A 17,534-nucleotide genomic window follows, 5' to 3' on the forward strand; every position below is an offset into this window, starting at 1 on the left:
CGAACAAAAGCAGCGATGAAAAAGCCGGCGTGTGTCAGCCGCGCTCGCCGAGCAGCGCCGAGCGGCCGAGCAGCGCGAACAGCAGCCCCGACGCGCACAGCGAGATGCCGGTCAGCAGCGCCGCATACGGCGCGGCCGCGGCGAACGCCATCGTCGACGTGTCGGCCCACACCTGGGTCGCCAGCGTTTGCGTGTCGAGCGGCGACAGCAGCAGCGTCGCGTTCAGTTCGGTGACGACCGAGATGAACACCATCGCCGCGGCAGCGCCGAGCCCGGGGCCCGCGAGCGGCAGCACGACGCGCACGAGCGTCTGCGTCCAGTCAAGGCCGAGCGCGCGCGCGGTTTCCTCGAGGCGCGGCTGCGCCTGCATGAATGCCGCGCGCACGCTGACGAGCGCGACCGGCATGAACAGGATCGCGTAGGCGACGATCAGCAGCGTCGCGCTTTGATAGAGCGGCTGCAGCGCATGCACGGCGAGCGAGACGATCGCGAGCGCAATCACGAGCCCCGGCACGCCCTGCGCGAGAAACACGGTGCGCTCGAACAGCGTCGCGAAACGCGTCGGATAACGCACCAGCAGAAACGCGAGCGGCACCACGAGCAACGTGGTCAGCGCGGCGGCCGCGAGGCCGAAACCCAGCGACGAACACGTCGCGTTCCACAGCAGTTCGGGCGATACGTCGGCCGGCGTCACGGCGGCCGCGCCCGGCTGCGTGAGCCAGAAGCCGATCATGCCGAGCGGTACGCCGAGCGTCGCAAGCGTGAGCAGCGCAAAGCCCGCGACGACGAGCCAGCGCCACCCGCCGAGCTCGTAGCGCAACACCGCGCGGCGCGTGCCGCGGTCGACGCGCTCGTAGCGCGCTGCACCGCGCACGCGAAACTCGAACGCAAGCACGACGAGGCAGATCACGATCAGCAGACACGCGAGCAGCGATGCACCGCCGCCGTCGAAGCTGGTGCGATATTCCGCGTAGATCTGCGTGGTGAACGTATGAAAGCGCAGCAGCGTGAACGCGCCGAATTCCGATAGCACGCCGAGCGCGACGAGCAGCATGCCGCCGAGCAGCGCCGGCCGCAGTTGCGGCAGCACGACGCGCGCGAAACTCGTCCAGCGGTTGCAGCCGAGTGCGCGCGCGCTTTCTTCGAGTGCCGGGTCCATGCCGCGCAGCGCGGCGGCGACCGGCAGATAGACGAGCGGAAAATACGCGCAGGTCAAGACCAGCAGCGCGCCGTTGAAGTCCTGCAAGTCCTCGCTCAAGGACACCCACGCATAGCTCGAAATGAAGGCCGGCATCGCGAGCGGCGCGGCGCACAGCACGGCCCACGCGCGCCGTCCGGGAAGATGCGTGCGCTCGACGAACCACGCGGCGGCCGTGCCGATCACCGCGCAAACGAGGGTAGTCGTGACGGTGATCAACACCGTATTGACGAGCAGCTCGCCGACGAGCGGCCGCCAGATCAGATCGAGCGCGTCGCCGATCCCGAAGCTCGCCGCGCGCCAGAACGTAAACGCAATCGGCAGCAGCACCAGCAAAGCGCTGAGTGCTGCCGCCGCAAAAAGGCTGCGCGGCGCGCGCGTCCGGCCGCGCGCCGGGGCTGGGGGGACAGCCGGCGGACCGGCTGACAGTGCTTCGCTCATTTACAGCAGGCCTGCCTGACGTAGCAGCTTGCCGGCCTGGCTATCGTCGCCGAGCTGCTGGATCGTCAGCGTGGGCGGAGTCAGTTCGGCGAACGGCTTGAGGATCGGGTCCGGCGCGACACCCGCGTGCAGCGGATATTCGAACATCACGTGGCTGTTGGCCATCAGCTGCTGTGCGCGTTCGCTGACCAGATAGGCGAGAAACTTCTGCGCGCCGTCCGCGTTGTGCGCGGACTTCAGCACGCCCGCGCCCGATACGTTGACGAGTGCGCCGGCGTCGCCGTGGCCGAAGTGATAGATCGCGCTGCGGGTTTTCGCATCGCCGATTTCCGCATGCAGACGCGCCCAGTAGTAGTTGTTGATCAGACCGGCCGCGACCCCGCCGCGATTGACCGCGGCGACCACGCCTTCGTCATCGTCGAAGATCTGCGAGTTGGCTTTGAGACCCTTCAGCCACGCGAGCGTCTGCTCTTCACCCTTCAGGGCCAGCACCGCGCTCACGAGAGGCAGGAAGTCGGCGTCGCTCGGCGCGATGCCGACCTTGCCTTTCCATTCAGGCTTCGCGAGGTCGAACACCGATTGCGGCAGTTGCGATGGCTGCAGCTTCGTCGTGTTGTATGCGAGCACGCTCTCGCGCGCGGTCACGGCGACCCATACACCGCTCGGCGAATTGAAACGTGCCGGCACCGCGCGAAGCGTTGCTTCGTCGACCTTCGCGAGCAGACCCTTTTCCTCGAGCAGCATCAGCTCCGGCGAGTTCTCCGTGAAGTACACGTCGGCGGGCGAGGCCGCGCCTTCCGCGACGATCTGCGCGGCGAGCGCCGGGCCTTCGCCGTTGCGCACTTTCACCGAGATGCCCGACTGCTTTTCGAAGTCCTTCGCGAGCAGATTGACGACCTGCTCGTGCTGCGCGTTGTACAGCGTGATCGACGCCGAGTGAGCCGCCGACGGCATCGTCGCGAGCGCGGTGAGCGACAGCGCGGCCATGCTGCCGAGCGCGCGCAGACGGGTGGCAAACCAGGAATGAGCCATGTTGCAGAAGTCCGTTTTGATTGTGTTGAGTGAGCCAGGCGCTGCACGCCCGGCGTGCTTCATTTGCTGCATCACGTCTCGAACAGCCCCGCGCCGACATACGAACCCGGCTTCGCGCCCGGCGGCACGACGAAAATCGCGCTGCCGACGTGGGTCGTGAACTGGTTCATCATGTCGAACTTCGCGAGCCGGTCGTTGATCGGGATGAAGCCGGTGCGCGGGTCGCTCTGGTGCGCGATGAAAATCAGCCCCGCGTCGTACTCGGTTTCCTGGCGCCACGGCGGCCAGCGCTCGATATAGAAGTTCGTGCCTTCGTTGTACGAATACGAGCGGCGCAGAATCTGCGCGCCGTTGTTGCTCGCCGGATTCGACAGACGCACGTGCGAGTTCTCGGGGATCACCGGGTTGCCGTCCTTGTCCTCGGCCTTCAGATCCACCGCGTCGAATTCATGCTTGCTGCCGATCGGCGCACCGCTGTACTTGTGGCGGCCGAACACCTGTTCCTGGAAACCGAGCTCGGTGTTGTCCCAGTGTTCGAGCGTGATGCGGATGCGGCGCACGACCGTGTAGGTGCCGCCTTCCATCCACGGCGCGTCGTCGGTGGCGCGAGCCCACACGAACTGGTTCATCAGCTCAGGCTTCGCGGTCGACGGATTGTTGGTGCCGTCCTTGAAGCCCATCAGGTTGCGCGGCGTCTGAGCGCGCGGACCGGACAGAAAACCGGCCTGGCCCCAGCGCATCGCGGCGACGCCGTAGGCACGGCGCGTCAGTTGGCGTACCGCGTGAAACGCAACCTGCGCGTCGTTCGCGCACGCCTGGATGAACAGGTCGCCGCCGGTCTTCTCCTTGATCAGTTGATCGCCGTTGAAGCGCGGCAAATCGACGAGCGCGGCGGGGCGGCGCGACGCGAGCCCGTAGCGGTCCTTGCCGTCCTTCGTGAAGAGGCCGGGGCCGAAGCCGAACGTGACGGTCAGACCGTTCGGGCCGAGGCCCAGCACGTCGCCGGAATCGGGGGCGGCCTGGTCGCCGCCGTCGTCGCCGGCGGCCAGCGCGAAGGCCGTGCCGCCTTGCGTCAGGCGCGCGGCTGCTTCGGTCCACGTGCGCAGCAGGGCGATCACGTCGTCGCGCTTGTCGGTGGTCAGATCGAGCGCGGCGACGTAGGTGTGGCTCTGCTGCGGCGTGACGATGCCGCCTTGATGCGGACCGTAGAACGGCTCGGCCGCGAACTGCGGATCGGCGTTCTGTGCGCTATGCGCGGGCGCCTTCGCGAGCGCGGGCGGCGAGGTCGCGAGGCCTGCGCCGAGACTCGCGCCGGCGGCGACCGCCGCGCCCCCCGCTTTCAGGAAGCCGCGTCGTGACGGCCGTGGGGGGTGATCGTTTGTCATGGTTAGTTCACCTTCTTGAAACCTGCGTGGGTGCCGCCTACTTCGCGAGCACCAGTGTGTTCACGTCGTCTTCGACGTAGTAGAAGCCGTCGCCTTCCGGCGTCATCGCGATACCGAACAGGTCGCCGTTGCCGGGGGGCGATTGCGCCTTGTCGGTATCGATCCAGCGTGCGTACAGCTGCTTGCCGGTCGCCGGATCGATCTCGACGACCTGGCCGTTCAACGCGTTGGTCACCAGCAGGTGGCCATTGGGCGCGGTGACCATCGCGAGCGGACGATGCAGCAGGCCGTCGGCGGTCAACTGGCGGCCGACGCCCGCGCTGCTGTCGCGCGTGAGCGGATCGTCGATCTCGGTGATGCGGTTGCCGATCGCGTCGGACACGTACAGCAGTTTCTGATCGGCCGACAGCGCGAGGCCGGTCGGCCCGACGAGGAACACGCCCTTGTCGGCCTGCGCGCCGAAGCCGCTGCCGATCACGGTTTCCTGCTTCACGACGGGCGGCTTGCCTGCCGGCACGTCGAGGTCGAGGCGCAGCACGGTGGCCTGCTTGAACACGGGCGGATTGCCTTGCGCGTCGCCGACGCCGAAGCCCGCGTTGCTGACGAACAGCGTTGCGCTCGTGCCGTTGTCGACGACCGCCATGTTGCCCCACGGATCGTTGATGTTCGGCGTCGAGATCGTCGACGCGATCTTGCCTTGCGGGTCGATCACGATCAGGCAGCCAGCGCCCTTGGTGCCGGTCGTGCCGTCGTTGCTCGGCGTGCTGCCGACGATCACCCAGCCCGACTTCAGCATCGTCATCGCGGTCGACAGGCCGATGCCGCCCGGGCATTCCTTCAGATCGCGCGGCACGGTCGCGAACACCGTCATCTGTCTGGTGTCCGGGTGATAGTTGATGATCGTGCTGCCGGTGCCCTGCAGGTTCGTCGAGTTGTTGAAGTTGCCGACCAGCACGTCGCCTTTCTTCACGGTGCCCGCGCTGACCGGCGCGACCACGAGCGCGTACGGATTCTGGTCGCCGTTATCCGGCACGGTGTTGATCAGCGTCGTGTGATGCTTGATCGTTTCAAGGAAGCCTTGCGGCTCAGCCTGCGCGCTGGCGGCCATCGTGAGAGCGGCGGCGCCGGCCATCGCGGCGAGCAGGGCTCGCGCGGCGCGCGCCGCAAGCTTGCGCGTGAGTTGATTCACGATTGGGCCTCCGTGCGGGTGCACAAAGCGGGAGTGGCGGTGACGATAGAAAGCATGGGAAGTGCTGGTCCGGTTGCGTGGGGTGGCATGTGCTTGCGAGGATGAAAGCGCGCGGCGGGCGGCGTCAGAAGTTGATATTGGTCCGCATACCGACGACGAAGGTGTTGCGCAGCGGCTGCGTCGGGTCGTTCGGGTTCTGGCCCGCACCGGCGTTGAACGTGTATTGCGCGTCGGCCTGCAACTGCCACCACGGATTGACCTGGTACTGGTAGGTCGCCTCGAGCGTGGTTTCGCTGGTGCGCACGCCGTAGGGGCTGCCGTTGAATGCCAGGAAGTCCTTGTCGAGTCCGTTCACGTGACTGCCGACCTTGATGTAGGTCAGCGCGAGACCGGCGCTGTCGTTGTCACGGCCCTTGAACGGCGCCTTCAGCACGACGCCGAGGTTGGCCGCGACTTGCACGAGGTTGCGGTCGCCCGGCGCGCCCATCACGCGCGCGAACACGCCGAGACTGCGTGGTTCGTCGGAGTCGGGGCGCCACACCATCTGATCGGCGACCGCATAGAAGCTGTAGTTGCCGCTGTGATTCGCGGGAATGCCGGTCGACGCCGGATTCGCGAGCGACAGCCCCATGTTGTCGTAGCGCTGATCGGCGAACTTGTTGGTGTTGTACCAGACGCCGAGCTTGTAGGTGCCCGGCAGACCGCCGCCGCCCATGCCGACCATTTCGCCTTCGGCCGGCTGGTTGATCGAGTACTGCAACTCGCCGATCCACAACGCGCCGTTATGCAGGTTGAAGTTCGTGCCGCTCATGTTGTCCGGGTCATTGCCGAGCGGGTCGCCCGAATACACGCCGGCAAGCGCGGTCAACGAAGGGGTGATCTGGCCGCGCACGCGCACGCCGAGACCCGCGAGCGGATAGGCGGGACCGCCCGACGGCATGTCGTACGAGGGCAGCGCGGGCCAGCCGAACATCGTGTTGAGGAACAGGGCCGCATACGTGCTCGTGATGAATTCCTGGTCGAGACTCTGCTGACCGATCTTCACGTCCACGCGTTTGTTCAGGAACGATTGCTGATACCAGAGCTCCCACAGACGCGTCGCGTCGTCGGCCTCGATGCCGCTCGCGGTATTCAACGTGCCGAGCTTGTTCGCGCTCAGGTTCGCGCCGTGAATTTGCAGTGCGCTGACGTTGAAGAGGCCGCCCGGCAGGCCGAACGCCTTTTGCGTATCCATCTGCAAGGTCGCGGTGGTCAGGCCGTCGTAGTCGACGCCGCGCGCGAGACCGCCGCGCAGATTGGCCAGCACTTCGCTGGTTTCGGTCAGCGTGAAGGTCATGCCGTACTTGCCGAGCCACGGACGCAGGCCGCCCATGTCGCCGAGCAATTGCTGGCGGTTCCAGAGGCCCGTCCACTGGTCGGTCTGCGTCGCCTGAATGTTCAGGTCGGCCTCGGGCGCTTCCGGGTTCGCATCGGGATTGGCTTCGGCCAGCGCCGCGTGGCCGCTCAACGAGGCACACGCGAAGGCCGTGCACAGTGCGACGCGCCGCATCGAAGGCAAACGCGTACGATGAGTTGCGCCGGGACCTGCGCAAGCGTCGCAAACCGGACGCGCATTGGCACGCGATCCATTGAGTTGGGCGAACTTCATCGAAATCCTTATGAGTGTTGTTTCGATCGATGTGATCAATCTGCGACTGCCTGGCGCGACATCGCGTGTTGTCCCAGGCTGCCAAAGCGGCTGATGGCGTGATCGTACGCAGGCGTATTGCGGCAGTCAACACAAATGAGAACGATTCGCAACAATATTACTGGCATGTAATTCCCGGATTTACGGACTGCGTCTAAACTTTATGAGGACGTAAACAGATATTCATTGGCGCGTAATGAAAATGTATTGATGTAGTCAGGCACGAACGTGCGAAACGGCGAGGTGTCGAAGCGCACGAGTCACCCCGAAAGTCAAAGTAAGGAGGTAGAGATGGGCAAGCGCATTCTTCTGGTTTCGTTGCTGGTGAGTGGTGGTCTGTTGCTGGGCGGCACAGCGCACGCGCAGTTGAATCTGAAGCAGTTCGGCATCGGCGGGGGCGGCGATAGCGCGGCGGGTGCCGGGGCGTCGTCGGGCGGCGTGTCGCAGTTGCTGCAGAGTTACGTGGGCGCGAACCAGCAGGTGCTGAGCGGACAGTCGAGCCTCGCGTCGGCGATGGGCATGACGAGCGCCGCCGGCCAGGCGCAGCAGGCGGCGGGGCTGCTCAGCGGCGGCACGCCGTCGGTCAGTCAGTTGACGCAGGTCGGCAGCACCCAGCAGTCGCTGTCGCAGAAGCTGACCGATGCGTTCGCGAATCATGCAAGTGGCGGCGCGTCTGCGACGCCGGTCAACAAGGAAGCGTTCACGCAGGGTCTGTCGTCGCTCGGCAAGGGGGTGAGCCAGTATTCGAGCTTGCAGTCGGGGCTCGGCAGCCTCGGTCAGATGAGTCCGTCGTCGCTGCTGCAATCGGGCCTCAACCCGCAGACCGCGCAAAGCGCTTCGTATATCGCGCAATCGGCGCCGGGGCAGTTGCAGTCGCTGATGTCGACGCTGAGCTCGGCCGTGCAGTTCGCATCGAGCCACGGCATCACGGTGCCGTCGATCGCGACGTCGGCGTTGAAGGGGTTGTAGGCGCGTTTTCGCTTCGTCCCGCGCGCGGTCGAGTCAGCGCCGAAAGCCGCTATGACCGCGTCGAACCCGCAGTCCAACCGGAATTCCGCCGATGTCCCACACCATCAATCTGGAAAACTACTTCGCCCGGATCGGCTATCAGGGCCCGCGCGCCGCCACGCTCGACGTGCTGCGAGCGATTCACCGGCTCCATCCCGCCGCGATCCCGTTCGAGAACCTGAACCCGTTGATGCGCCGGCCCGTCAGGCTCGAGCTCGAAGCCGTCGAACGCAAGCTCGTGACCGAAAAGCGCGGTGGCTACTGCTTCGAGCAGAACATTCTGTTCGCGAACGTGCTGATGCAACTCGGCTTCCGGGTCACGCCGATGCTTGCGCGCGTCGTGTGGGGCCGCGAGCCCGGCACAATTGCGCCGCGCACGCATATGGTGCTGCGCGTCGATATCGACGGCGACGCATGGATCGCCGACGTCGGCTTCGGCGCCGTGACGCTGACCGCGCCGCTGCGGCTGACCGCCGGCCTCGCGCAGCCGATTCCGCTCGGCACGTTCCGTCTCGCCGACGCGGGGCGCGACACCGTCTATCTCGAGGTGCTGGCGCCGGACGAGAGCTGGACCCGCGTTTATCACGTCGATCTGCGCGCAGTCGAGTGGATCGACTACGAAACCTCGAACTGGTACACCTCGACGTCACCGGATTCGAAGTTCGTTCATAACCTGCTGGCGTGCCGCGTGTTGCCCGAACTGCGACTGGCGCTATTCAACGATCAGTTCAACGAGCGCGACGCACGAGGGCAGATCGTCAACGAACGGCGCCTCGCGAGCGCCGCCGAACTCGCCGACTGTCTGCGTGAGCGTTTCGGCTTGAATCTGGAGGACATCGATATCGCCGACGTGTTCGAGCGCGTGCGCACGCGCGATGAGGCCGCATGAGCCGACCGCTCAAGGGAGCCGCGATGGTCGCACGTCTGATCCTGCAATCGCTGGCGTGGCTGGTTTTCATGGGCGTGCTGCTGTTCGGCGCGGCCGGCACGCTCGCGTGGCCGGCAGCATGGTGGTATCTGTTCGAGCTGGCGGTATTGAGCCTGTGGCTCGGCTTGTGGCTCGCGCGTCATGATCCCGCGCTGCTCGCGGAGCGGCTCGCGCCGTTCGTGCAGGCGCAGCAGAGCCGCTGGGATCGTGTGTTCATGGCCGCGATCGGGGCCGCGTGGTGCGGCTGGCTGATCCTGATGGGTTTCGACGCGATGCGGTTTCGCTGGTCCGCGCCGCTGCCGTCGTGGCTCATGGGCCTCGGCGCGTTGTGCGTGTTCCTGTGCATCTTCACGTGCCGGTTCGTGTTTCGCGCGAACAGCTATGCCGCACCGGTGGTCAAGATTCAGTCGAGCCGCGGGCACAAGGTCGCCGACACCGGGCCCTACGCGTACGTCCGTCATCCGATGTACGCGGCCGCGCTGGTGTTCTTCGTCGGCACGCCGCTGATGCTCGGCTCGTGGTGGGGGCTCGTGGCGCTGCCCGTGATGGGGTACGGGATGGGCTGGCGCGCGGTGCGCGAGGAGCGGCTGCTCGCCGGGCAGCTCGACGGCTACACCCAATACATGGCTCGTGTGCGTTACCGTTTCGTGCCGTTTATCTGGTAGCGCGTTCCAGCCGTCTCCCCACCGTCGAACCGGGTAAGATTGGGCCCGGCCGTCGGAGAACCGGCCACGGTGTACCTCATGTACCACCGGCGAACCACCGATGAGGTTTGGAGTGAAAACAACGACACAGGCGCGTATAGCGCCCGCCGCACAGGCCGGGCAGAAACAGCATTCCGCCGAACGCGAACGCGATCGCGACACGCCGGTCAAGGCGATGCCCGCCTACGAGCAGATCAAACGCTACGTGCTTCAGCGCATCAGCGAAGGCGCATGGAAGCCGGGCGGGCTGATCCCTTCCGAAACGGAACTGGTCAAGGAGTTCGGCGTCGCGCGCATGACGGTGTCGCGCGCGCTGCGCGAGCTGACCGCCGAGCGCGTGCTCACGCGCGTTCAAGGCTCGGGCACCTTCGTCGCGCCGCAGCGGTATGAATCGACGGTGCTGGAGATCCGCAATATCGCCGATGAAATCGCCGCGCGCGGTCATCGTCATTCGGCGCGCGTGCTGACGCTCGAACCGAGCGACGACGCCGACGCGCTCGAAGCGCTCGGTCTCGCGAGCGGTCCCGCGTTTCACTCGTGCATCGTGCACAGCGAGGAGGGCGAGCCGATCCAGTACGAGGACCGCTTCGTCAATCCGAAGGTGTTCCCTGAATATCTGCAGCAGGACTTCTCGGTCGAAACGCCGAATCACTACATGGTGCGGCTCGCGCCCGTGCAGCGCGCCGAGTTTCGCATCTACGCGCAAAAGCCCGACGCCCATGTGCGGCGTCATCTGATGATGGATATCGGCGAGCCGTGTCTGCTGCTGTGGCGGCGCACGTGGGTCGGCGAGAACGTCGCGACGTCGGTGCGGCTATGGCATCCGGCGTCGCGTTTTCATCTGGCGGGGACCGTCTAGGGCCTGAAGCGCGCGTTATCCCTGGCGCTGCGAGGTATTCGGCGAAAAGCGGCAGCCGAGCCGATAGCGCGAACCCGGATGCACGAAACGCGCGAACGTCACGGCGACGCCGCCCGTCCATGTGCGGCGCGTCAGCGTCAGGCACGGTTCTTCGGCGTGAATTTCGAGCAGCTCTGCTTCGGCAGGCGTCGGCAGCGCCGCGTCGACCACGTGTTCGAGATCGTGCATCGGCACGACCGTCAGCAGATACTCGGACGGCTTCAGCGCCGAGAAATCGTGCTGCAGAAAATCCGGCGCGACCGCCGGATTCACATAGCGATCTTCAAGCTGCACCGGCAGACCGTTCTCGCGATGCACGCAGATCACATGAAACACCGAAGCGCCCGGCGCCAGCCCCAAGGCGTTCGACACCGTGACCGACGCGGTCTCGCGCTGCAACAGCACCATATCGCAGCGATAAGCGTGGCCGCGCGAGCGGATCTCGTCGCCGATATGGGCGATCATCAATAGCGTGGACTGCGGCTTGTTCGGCGCGACGAAAGTACCGACGCCCGATAGGCGCGTGACGAGCCCCGCGTCGGCGAGTTCGCGCAGCGCGCGGTTGACCGTCATCCGCGATACGCCGAGCGTTGCGACGAGGTCGAGCTCCGAAGGCAGACGGTCGCCCGCCTGGCGTTCGCCCGAGCCGATGATCTGGCGAATGTGCTGTTTGACCTGCTCGTAGCGCGCGGCCGGCGCTTCGTCGCTGCCGCGCGCGATTTTGGCCGCGGCGCTGGCCGCGCTGGCGGACGATTTGCCATGAGGCTTGTTGCGAACGGTGGCGCTCATAGGGGCGGGTTGTCGTCGGGGCCGCGCGTCCAGAACGCATTGCGGTCGAAGTAGTTTTGCAGAAACTGCCGCAGACGCGGCTGCGCGGCATCGTGAAACACGTCGCGCGGTTTGCCCTGCACGGCGATGCGGCCTTGATCGATGAACACGACCTTGTCGGCGACCTGCGCGGCAAAACCCATTTCGTGCGTGACCACGGCCATCGTCATGCCGTCGCGCGCGAGCTGCTTCATCACCTGCAGCACCTCGCCGACCAGCTCCGGATCGAGCGCCGAGGTCGGCTCGTCGAACAGCATGATGTGCGGCTCCATCGCGAGTGCGCGCGCAATCGCGACGCGTTGCTGTTGACCGCCCGACAGTTTCGCCGGATACGCGTCGCCCTTGTGCGAGAGGCCGACCGTCTCCAGCATCGCGCTCGCGCGGCGGCGCGCTTCGCCGTGCGACAGGCGCCGCACGCGCAGCAGCGCTTCCATCACGTTGCCGAGCGCGGTCATGTGCGGCCACAGGTTGAACTGCTGGAACACCATGCCGACGTTGCGGCGCACGCGGTTGATCTCGCCCTGCGAGGCGCGCACGCGTTTGCCGTTGCGCTCGGCATAGCCGAGCAGTTCGCCTTCGATGCGCACGTCGCCGTGATCGTAGGTTTCGAGCGCGGCGAGGCAGCGCAGCAGCGTGCTCTTGCCCGAGCCCGACGGCCCGATGATGCAGACCACTTCCGAGCGCGCGATCTCGAGATCGACACCGCGCAGCACCTCGACATCGCCGAAGCGTTTGCGCAGATCGCGCACCTCGATCAGCGGCGCGGCATTCGATGCGTTCGCCGTTGCGCTGGCGGACGGCGCGGAAGATTGCGCGGGGGAGGACATGTCGGCGATGGCGTTCATAGGTGTTCCGGAATCATGCCATGAAGCGTGCGAGGCGGACTTCGACCCACATGCCCGCGCGCGAGGTCAGCTCGACTAGAGCGAGATAGCACACGCACAGCACCAGCAGGGTTTCGACGAAAGCGAAGGTGGCCGAGCCGATGCCGGTCAGCACGAACGTCAGTTCGGGCACCGTGACGATCGACAGCACTGCCGTTTCCTTGCTCAACACGATGATCAGATTGGTCAGCGCGGGCACGATCAGCACCAGCATCTGCGGCGCCTGGATGCGCAGGATCGCCTGCCAGCGCGTGAGTCCGAGACACGCCGCCGCTTCGAGATGGCCTTTGGGCACCGACTGGAAGCCGGAGCGGAACGCCTCGGCGAAATACGCGCTGCCGTAGAGACCGAGGCCGACGATGCCGGCCGTCATCGGTTCGAGCGTGAGACCGATGGACGGGCCAGCGTAGTACAGCAGAAACAGCTGCACGAGAAACGGCGTGCCGCGCAGCAACTCGATGTAGACACGCAACATGGCGCGCAGCCAGCGTCCGCAGAACAGTTGCAGCACCGCGATCAGGAAGCCGATCGCGAGACCGATTGCGACGCCCGCTGCCCAGCTGGCGAGCGTCGTGGCGAGGCCGGCGGCGATCGGCTGCAGGTTGTGCGTGATGACGGTCGGGTCGAACGTTTGCATGGCGAGGTTCGCTTAAACGTGAATCGATTCAGGCGTGCTGCAAACGGTGTTCGGCCGCATGCGCGACGAGCGCGAGCGAACCGCAGATCACGAAGTAGATCAGCCCGGCCGCGACATAAGCTTCGAGCGGCCGGTAAGTGCTCGCGGCGATGTTCTGCGCGGTGCGCGTCAACTCGGCGACGCCGACCACCGAGATCAGCGAAGAAGCCTTGATCAGCAGCACCATTTCGTTGACGAGCGACGGCAGCGTCAAACGGAATGCTTGCGGCACCAGAATGCGCCGCAGCGTATCGAGCGGGGAAAGCCCGAGCATGCGCGCGGCTTCGAGATGTCCGGGCGGAATGCTCAGAAAACCGCCGCGCAGAATCTCGGCGATGTAAGAGGCCGAGCACAACGACACCGTGCTGATCGCGGCGACGATCGGCGACACGTTGATGCCGGCGAACGGCAACAGGTAGTACACGAGCAGCAGCTGCACGAGCATCGGCACGCCGCGAAAGAAGAACACGTAGGCGCCGCCCGCGAGGCGCGCGGCGCGATGCTGCGACAGCCGCGCGGTGCACACGCCGATGCCGACGAAGAATCCGATCACGAGCCCCGTCAGCGAAATGCCGACGGTGGCGAGCGCCGCATGCAGCAGCAGCGGCAGGCCCTGAACGAAGACGGTCGTGTTGAACATGGGTCGCGGCCGATGGAAGGGGAAGGGCGACGCGCGCCGCGCTACGGCGAAACGATTGCACGATGCGGGACGCCCACGTTGAAGACGCTCAGTAGTTCGGCGTGGGCATCGTGGACGGCATCTCCATCGCGACACCGAACCACTTTTTCTGCAGCGCGGCGAGGCGGCCATCCTTCTGCATCTTCACGAGCGCTGCGTTGAACGCGTCGGCGAGCGGTTTGCTGTCGGCGTCCTTACGCAATGCATACGCGAAGTACACCTTCGCGCCGAACGGCGGCTGCACGACCGCGAACATCTCGGGGCGCTGCTTCGCGACATACGCGATGTTGGTCATCGAGTTCGCTGCCGCGGCGATGCGGCCCGCCGCGAGGTCCGCATAAGCCTGATTGTTGTCGACGTACTCGCGGATTTCAGGCTGCTTCGGCAGCGTGGCCGCGTAGCTCTTCAACTGGTCCAGCTGCGCGGTGCCTTTGCCCGCGCCGACCGTCTTGCCCGCGATATCCGACGATTGCTTGATCGACGCATCGTTCGCGCGCTTGAGCAGCGCGTCGGTCGCATCGGCGACGGGCAGCGTGTACGTGTAGCGTTCCATGCGCGCCTTCGTGACCGTCAGCGGGCCACCGACCATATCGAATTTGCCCGCTTCGAGACCGGGCAGCACACTCGGCCACGGCAGATCGATGAAGCGCACCTTCACGCCGATTTCCTTGCCGATCTCCGCGAATAGATCCTTGTTGAAGCCGGCTTGCTGACCGTTCTCGAGAAAGTCGAATGGCGCGAACTGCATTTCGGTGCCGACCACCAGTTCGCCGGCTTTCTTCACTTTGGCGAGCTGGTCTTCGGCGTGCGCGGCGACGCTTGCCGCGCACAGCGCCAGCATGACCAGACGACATTTCCAGGCTGCAAGGATACGCATGGGGTTCTCCGGGGGCGAATTGGTGTTGGGTTGCCGGCGTGTCGAAGTCTTCGTTAGGACCCGCCGCGCCGGCGGCGCGATGCGGGCCTCGCTGGGCAGTATATACCGCGTTTCCGGCGAAAAATAAATGCTCGCTTGAGTAGAGAAAAGCCCTGATCTCGAGGCGTGCGAAGCAACTTGCGGCGCTGCTTTTGGCGGTATATACCACTGCAATACCGATCCTCGAAGGAGCCGCGCGATGGCCGTGACCCGCATTCCGATCATCGATGTCGCCGGCGTGCGCGCGGGCGATCAGCAAGCGCTCCGACGCGTCGCGAAGGAAATTCATGAAGCGTGTACGACGATCGGTTTTTTCTACATCGTCAATCACGGCGTGCCGCAAGCGAAGATCGATGCCGCCGCGCAGGCCGCGCGCACTTTCTTCGCGTTTCCGGTCGACACGAAACGACGCGCGGCGGTCAATCATCGGCATCGCGGCTTCAATGCGCTTGGCGACGCGACGATGTATCAGGCGAAGCGGCCCGATTACAAGGAGTTCTTCAGCATCGGCCTCGAACTGCCGGAAGACGATCCCGACGTGCTGGCGGGCCAGGCACTACGCGGGCCGAACAATTGGCCGGACTTCATGCCCGGGTTGCGGCCGGTGCTGTATGACTATTACGAGGCGGTCGGCGCGTGCGGGGCCGATCTGCTGCGCGCGGTCGCGGTGAGTCTCGGCATCGAAGAAAATTTCTTCGCGCCGCGCTACACGAAGCGCATGCAGCGCACGCAAATGGTCTACTACCCGCCGCAGCCGCCGCAGTCGGGCGAAGATCAGTTCGGCGTCGCGCCGCACACCGACTACGGCTGCATCACATTGCTGTGGCAGGATCAGGTCGGCGGCCTGCAGGTGCGCGAAATCGCCAACGATACGTGGGTCGAGGCGCCGCCCGTCGAAGGCAGCTTCGTCGTGAACGTCGGCGATCTGCTCGCGCGCTGGACCAACGACCGCTTCCGCTCGACGCTGCATCGCGTGATCAATGCATCGGGGCGCGAGCGCTATTCGATCGCGACGTTCTACGATCCGACCTACGGCGCGCTCGTTGATCCGCGCGAGCTCGGCGCGAGCGACGCGCAAAGCAAATATCAGCCGGTCGCCGCGGGCGACTATATCCTCGGCCGCATCAACGATTCGATGGGCTATCGCAAGAAACTCGCCGCTACCGCACAGTAAGGACCTCCTGCATGACAGAACCGAGCATCACCGACGACAAGACGACCCAGACCGCAACCGCAACCGCACCGCTCGCGACGACGCTCGAGGCCTTGCGCGCCGCGCTCGGCGTCGACGCGGTGCGCGTCGGCGAACAGATCGGCGAACGCGCGCTGACGGACTGGACGCGCCACGAGCCGACGCGTCCGGCGGCGCTGCTGATGCCGCGCACGACCGACGAAGTATCGCGTGCGCTCGCGATCTGCCACGCCGCGCATCAGCCGGTGGTACCGCAAGGCGGTATGACCGGACTCGCGGGCGGCGCGATCGCGCGCGCCAACGATATCGCGTTGTCGCTGGAACGCCTGAGCGGCGTCGAAGAGCTCGACGCGGCGTCGGCCACACTGACCGTACGTGCCGGCACCACGTTACAGGCCGCGCAGGAAGCCGCCGAAGCAGCGGGCTTCGAACTCGCGCTCGACCTCGGCGCGCGCGGCTCATGCCAGATCGGCGGCAATCTCGCGACCAACGCGGGCGGCAATCGCGTGATCCAGTCCGGCACCGCGCGCGACCAGGTGCTCGGGCTCGAAGTGGTACTCGCCAATGGCGACGTGCTCAGTTCGCTCGGCAAGATGGTCAAGAACAACACCGGCTATGACCTGAAGCACTGGTTCATCGGTTCGGAGGGCACGCTCGGCGTGATCACGCGCGCGGTGCTGCGGCTGCATCCGCGACGTGCGGCGCGCCATACGGCGCTCGTCGCGCTCGACGATTACGATGCCGCGGTGAGCCTGTTGCGCCGTCTCGCGACGCGCTTCGGCAACGACATCGGCGCGTTCGAGATCATGTGGCCGGACTTCTACGATTTCGGCGTGAAGCTGACCGGCGCGCGCTCGCCGTTCGACGCCGCGCATCCGCTCTATGCGCTGATCGAACACGCGGGCTTCGATGCCGACGACGCTGGCGAACGTTTCGCCCAGGCGCTGACCGATGCGCTGCAAGCGGGCGCGCTGCGCGACGCGGTGATCGCGCAATCGGTCGCCGATGCGCGCGCGCTATGGGCGATCCGCGAGTGCACCGCGGAGTTTCCGCTCAAGCTCGATCCGATCAACTTCGACGTGAGTCTGCCGATCGGCGAGATCGGCACGTTCGTCGACCGTTGCCGCGCGGCGCTCGATCAGCGCTGGCCCGGCAACGAAGCGTATTTCTTCGGGCATATCGGCGATTCGAATCTGCATTTGACCGTGGATGGTCATTCGATTCCGGGCGTCGAACATCACGCGGTCTATGCGTTCGTCTACGAGATGCTGAGGCCGTTGCGCGGGTCGGTGTCGGCGGAACATGGCATCGGTTCGCTGAAGCGCGAGTTCCTGCCGATTTCGCGCTCACCGGCCGAGCTTGCCGCGATGGTCGCGATCAAGCGTGCGCTCGATCCGAACGGCATTTTGAATCCGGGCAAGCTGTTCTGAGTTTCGATGAGAAGCAAATCAACGACTTCTGCCTCGCGTGCAAGTCCGCCATATTTTCACGATCAGCACATAAAGAACGATCGCCACAATCAGATCTATGGCCGTCATTGCGCCGATGTAAAGCAGTTCATAATCGGCCACTTCGAGCTTATCGGAGATTTCGATCAATATTTGCTGCTGCTCCAGCGTCATGGGTGATGGGTACGTGTGGACATACCGCACCGATAACAAAAACAAAGCCAAAAAAAGAAACAGCTTGCAAAGTCTACGGGCAAGTGTCGCCAATTGTCGTTACCTCGATCCATCCGTAAGCGTGGGCAGTCTCAAGAGTCAAGTGCAACGTTTAGCTAATCCAGCCTTCTCCAACTCTTTAGCCATTGCTTCCTCGGGGGAGTCCCAGCCGAGCGTCTGGCGAGGCCGCCCGTTGAGCAATTTGGCGATGTCATTGAGTTGGGTCTG

Annotated in this window: 17 protein-coding genes; 6 read left to right on the forward strand and 11 right to left on the reverse strand. The window is 65.3% G+C overall.

Going from position 1 to position 17,534, the window contains the following annotated elements; translation table 11 throughout:
• Positions 1-34: 34 nt before the first annotated feature.
• The 5 genes from HDG34_RS36700 to HDG34_RS36720 all read right to left on the reverse strand — a co-directional run bounded on the left by HDG34_RS36700 (position 35) and on the right by HDG34_RS36720 (position 6,893).
• On the reverse strand, positions 35-1,639 hold the full coding sequence (locus HDG34_RS36700; RefSeq protein ID WP_184068374.1) for an iron ABC transporter permease: 1,605 nt from the start codon (positions 1,637-1,639) through the stop codon (positions 35-37).
• A complete protein-coding gene (locus HDG34_RS36705; protein WP_184068377.1) occupies positions 1,640-2,671 on the reverse strand; it encodes an iron ABC transporter substrate-binding protein in 1,032 nt (343 codons plus the stop codon).
• A gap of 71 nt (positions 2,672-2,742) precedes the next feature.
• A complete protein-coding gene (gene efeB / locus HDG34_RS36710; protein ID WP_184068380.1) occupies positions 2,743-4,056 on the reverse strand; it encodes an iron uptake transporter deferrochelatase/peroxidase subunit in 1,314 nt (437 codons plus the stop codon).
• 37 nt (positions 4,057-4,093) lie between these two features.
• Positions 4,094-5,188, reverse strand: coding sequence for a hypothetical protein (locus HDG34_RS36715; protein ID WP_221307775.1), 1,095 nt, complete (start codon positions 5,186-5,188; stop codon positions 4,094-4,096).
• Between the two features lie 181 nt (positions 5,189-5,369).
• A complete protein-coding gene (locus HDG34_RS36720; RefSeq protein ID WP_184068383.1) occupies positions 5,370-6,893 on the reverse strand; it encodes a carbohydrate porin in 1,524 nt (507 codons plus the stop codon).
• Positions 6,894-7,223: 330 nt separating this feature from the next.
• Here HDG34_RS36720 and HDG34_RS36725 point away from each other — a divergent pair, with 330 nt between their 5' ends.
• From HDG34_RS36725 to hutC (HDG34_RS36740), 4 genes are all read left to right on the forward strand, one after another.
• A complete protein-coding gene (locus HDG34_RS36725; RefSeq protein ID WP_184068386.1) occupies positions 7,224-7,901 on the forward strand; it encodes a hypothetical protein in 678 nt (225 codons plus the stop codon).
• Positions 7,902-7,992: 91 nt separating this feature from the next.
• Entirely contained in the window at positions 7,993-8,829 is an 837-nt protein-coding gene (locus HDG34_RS36730) for an arylamine N-acetyltransferase (protein ID WP_184068389.1), read from the forward strand.
• A gap of 23 nt (positions 8,830-8,852) precedes the next feature.
• Positions 8,853-9,533: an isoprenylcysteine carboxylmethyltransferase family protein gene (locus HDG34_RS36735; RefSeq protein WP_090810077.1), complete on the forward strand. Its 681-nt coding sequence runs from the start codon at positions 8,853-8,855 to the stop codon at positions 9,531-9,533.
• Positions 9,534-9,645: 112 nt separating this feature from the next.
• On the forward strand, positions 9,646-10,431 hold the full coding sequence (gene hutC, locus HDG34_RS36740) for a histidine utilization repressor (protein WP_184068391.1): 786 nt from the start codon (positions 9,646-9,648) through the stop codon (positions 10,429-10,431).
• A 15-nt stretch (positions 10,432-10,446) separates the two neighbouring features.
• On the opposite strand, the gene hutC (HDG34_RS36745) is transcribed toward hutC (HDG34_RS36740), so the two are convergent.
• The 5 genes from hutC (HDG34_RS36745) to HDG34_RS36765 form a co-directional block, all read right to left on the reverse strand.
• A complete protein-coding gene (hutC, locus tag HDG34_RS36745) occupies positions 10,447-11,259 on the reverse strand; it encodes a histidine utilization repressor (protein ID WP_184038599.1) in 813 nt (270 codons plus the stop codon).
• Positions 11,256-12,143 (reverse strand): amino acid ABC transporter ATP-binding protein, encoded by an 888-nt coding sequence (locus HDG34_RS36750; protein ID WP_311734924.1) that lies wholly within the window; start codon positions 12,141-12,143, stop codon positions 11,256-11,258. The genes hutC (HDG34_RS36745) and HDG34_RS36750 overlap by 4 nt, the downstream gene beginning before the upstream one ends.
• A 13-nt stretch (positions 12,144-12,156) precedes the next feature.
• Positions 12,157-12,819 (reverse strand): amino acid ABC transporter permease, encoded by a 663-nt coding sequence (locus HDG34_RS36755; protein WP_184068394.1) that lies wholly within the window; start codon positions 12,817-12,819, stop codon positions 12,157-12,159.
• Positions 12,820-12,847: 28 nt separating this feature from the next.
• A complete protein-coding gene (locus HDG34_RS36760) occupies positions 12,848-13,498 on the reverse strand; it encodes an amino acid ABC transporter permease (RefSeq protein ID WP_018420800.1) in 651 nt (216 codons plus the stop codon).
• Positions 13,499-13,586: 88 nt separating this feature from the next.
• Positions 13,587-14,414 carry a transporter substrate-binding domain-containing protein gene (locus HDG34_RS36765; RefSeq protein WP_184068397.1) on the reverse strand — a complete coding sequence of 276 codons (828 nt, stop codon included), beginning with the start codon at positions 14,412-14,414 and terminating at the stop codon, positions 13,587-13,589.
• A gap of 238 nt (positions 14,415-14,652) precedes the next feature.
• On the opposite strand from HDG34_RS36765, the gene HDG34_RS36770 reads away from it, so the two are divergent.
• Both HDG34_RS36770 and HDG34_RS36775 read left to right on the forward strand, forming a co-directional pair.
• The gene (locus tag HDG34_RS36770; RefSeq protein WP_184068401.1) at positions 14,653-15,627 is read left to right on the forward strand and encodes an isopenicillin N synthase family oxygenase; all 975 of its coding nucleotides are present in this window, start codon (positions 14,653-14,655) and stop codon (positions 15,625-15,627) included.
• 11 nt (positions 15,628-15,638) lie between these two features.
• Positions 15,639-17,075 carry an FAD-binding oxidoreductase gene (locus HDG34_RS36775; RefSeq protein WP_184068404.1) on the forward strand — a complete coding sequence of 479 codons (1,437 nt, stop codon included), beginning with the start codon at positions 15,639-15,641 and terminating at the stop codon, positions 17,073-17,075.
• An 18-nt stretch (positions 17,076-17,093) separates the two neighbouring features.
• Here the strand turns inward: HDG34_RS36775 and HDG34_RS36780 are convergent, their stop codons facing one another.
• Positions 17,094-17,267 carry a hypothetical protein gene (locus HDG34_RS36780; RefSeq protein ID WP_260321456.1) on the reverse strand — a complete coding sequence of 58 codons (174 nt, stop codon included), beginning with the start codon at positions 17,265-17,267 and terminating at the stop codon, positions 17,094-17,096.
• Positions 17,268-17,534 lie beyond the last annotated feature (267 nt).

Origin of the sequence: Paraburkholderia sp. HC6.4b (assembly GCF_014200875.1) — a bacterium.
GTDB lineage: Bacteria > Pseudomonadota > Gammaproteobacteria > Burkholderiales > Burkholderiaceae > Paraburkholderia > Paraburkholderia tuberum.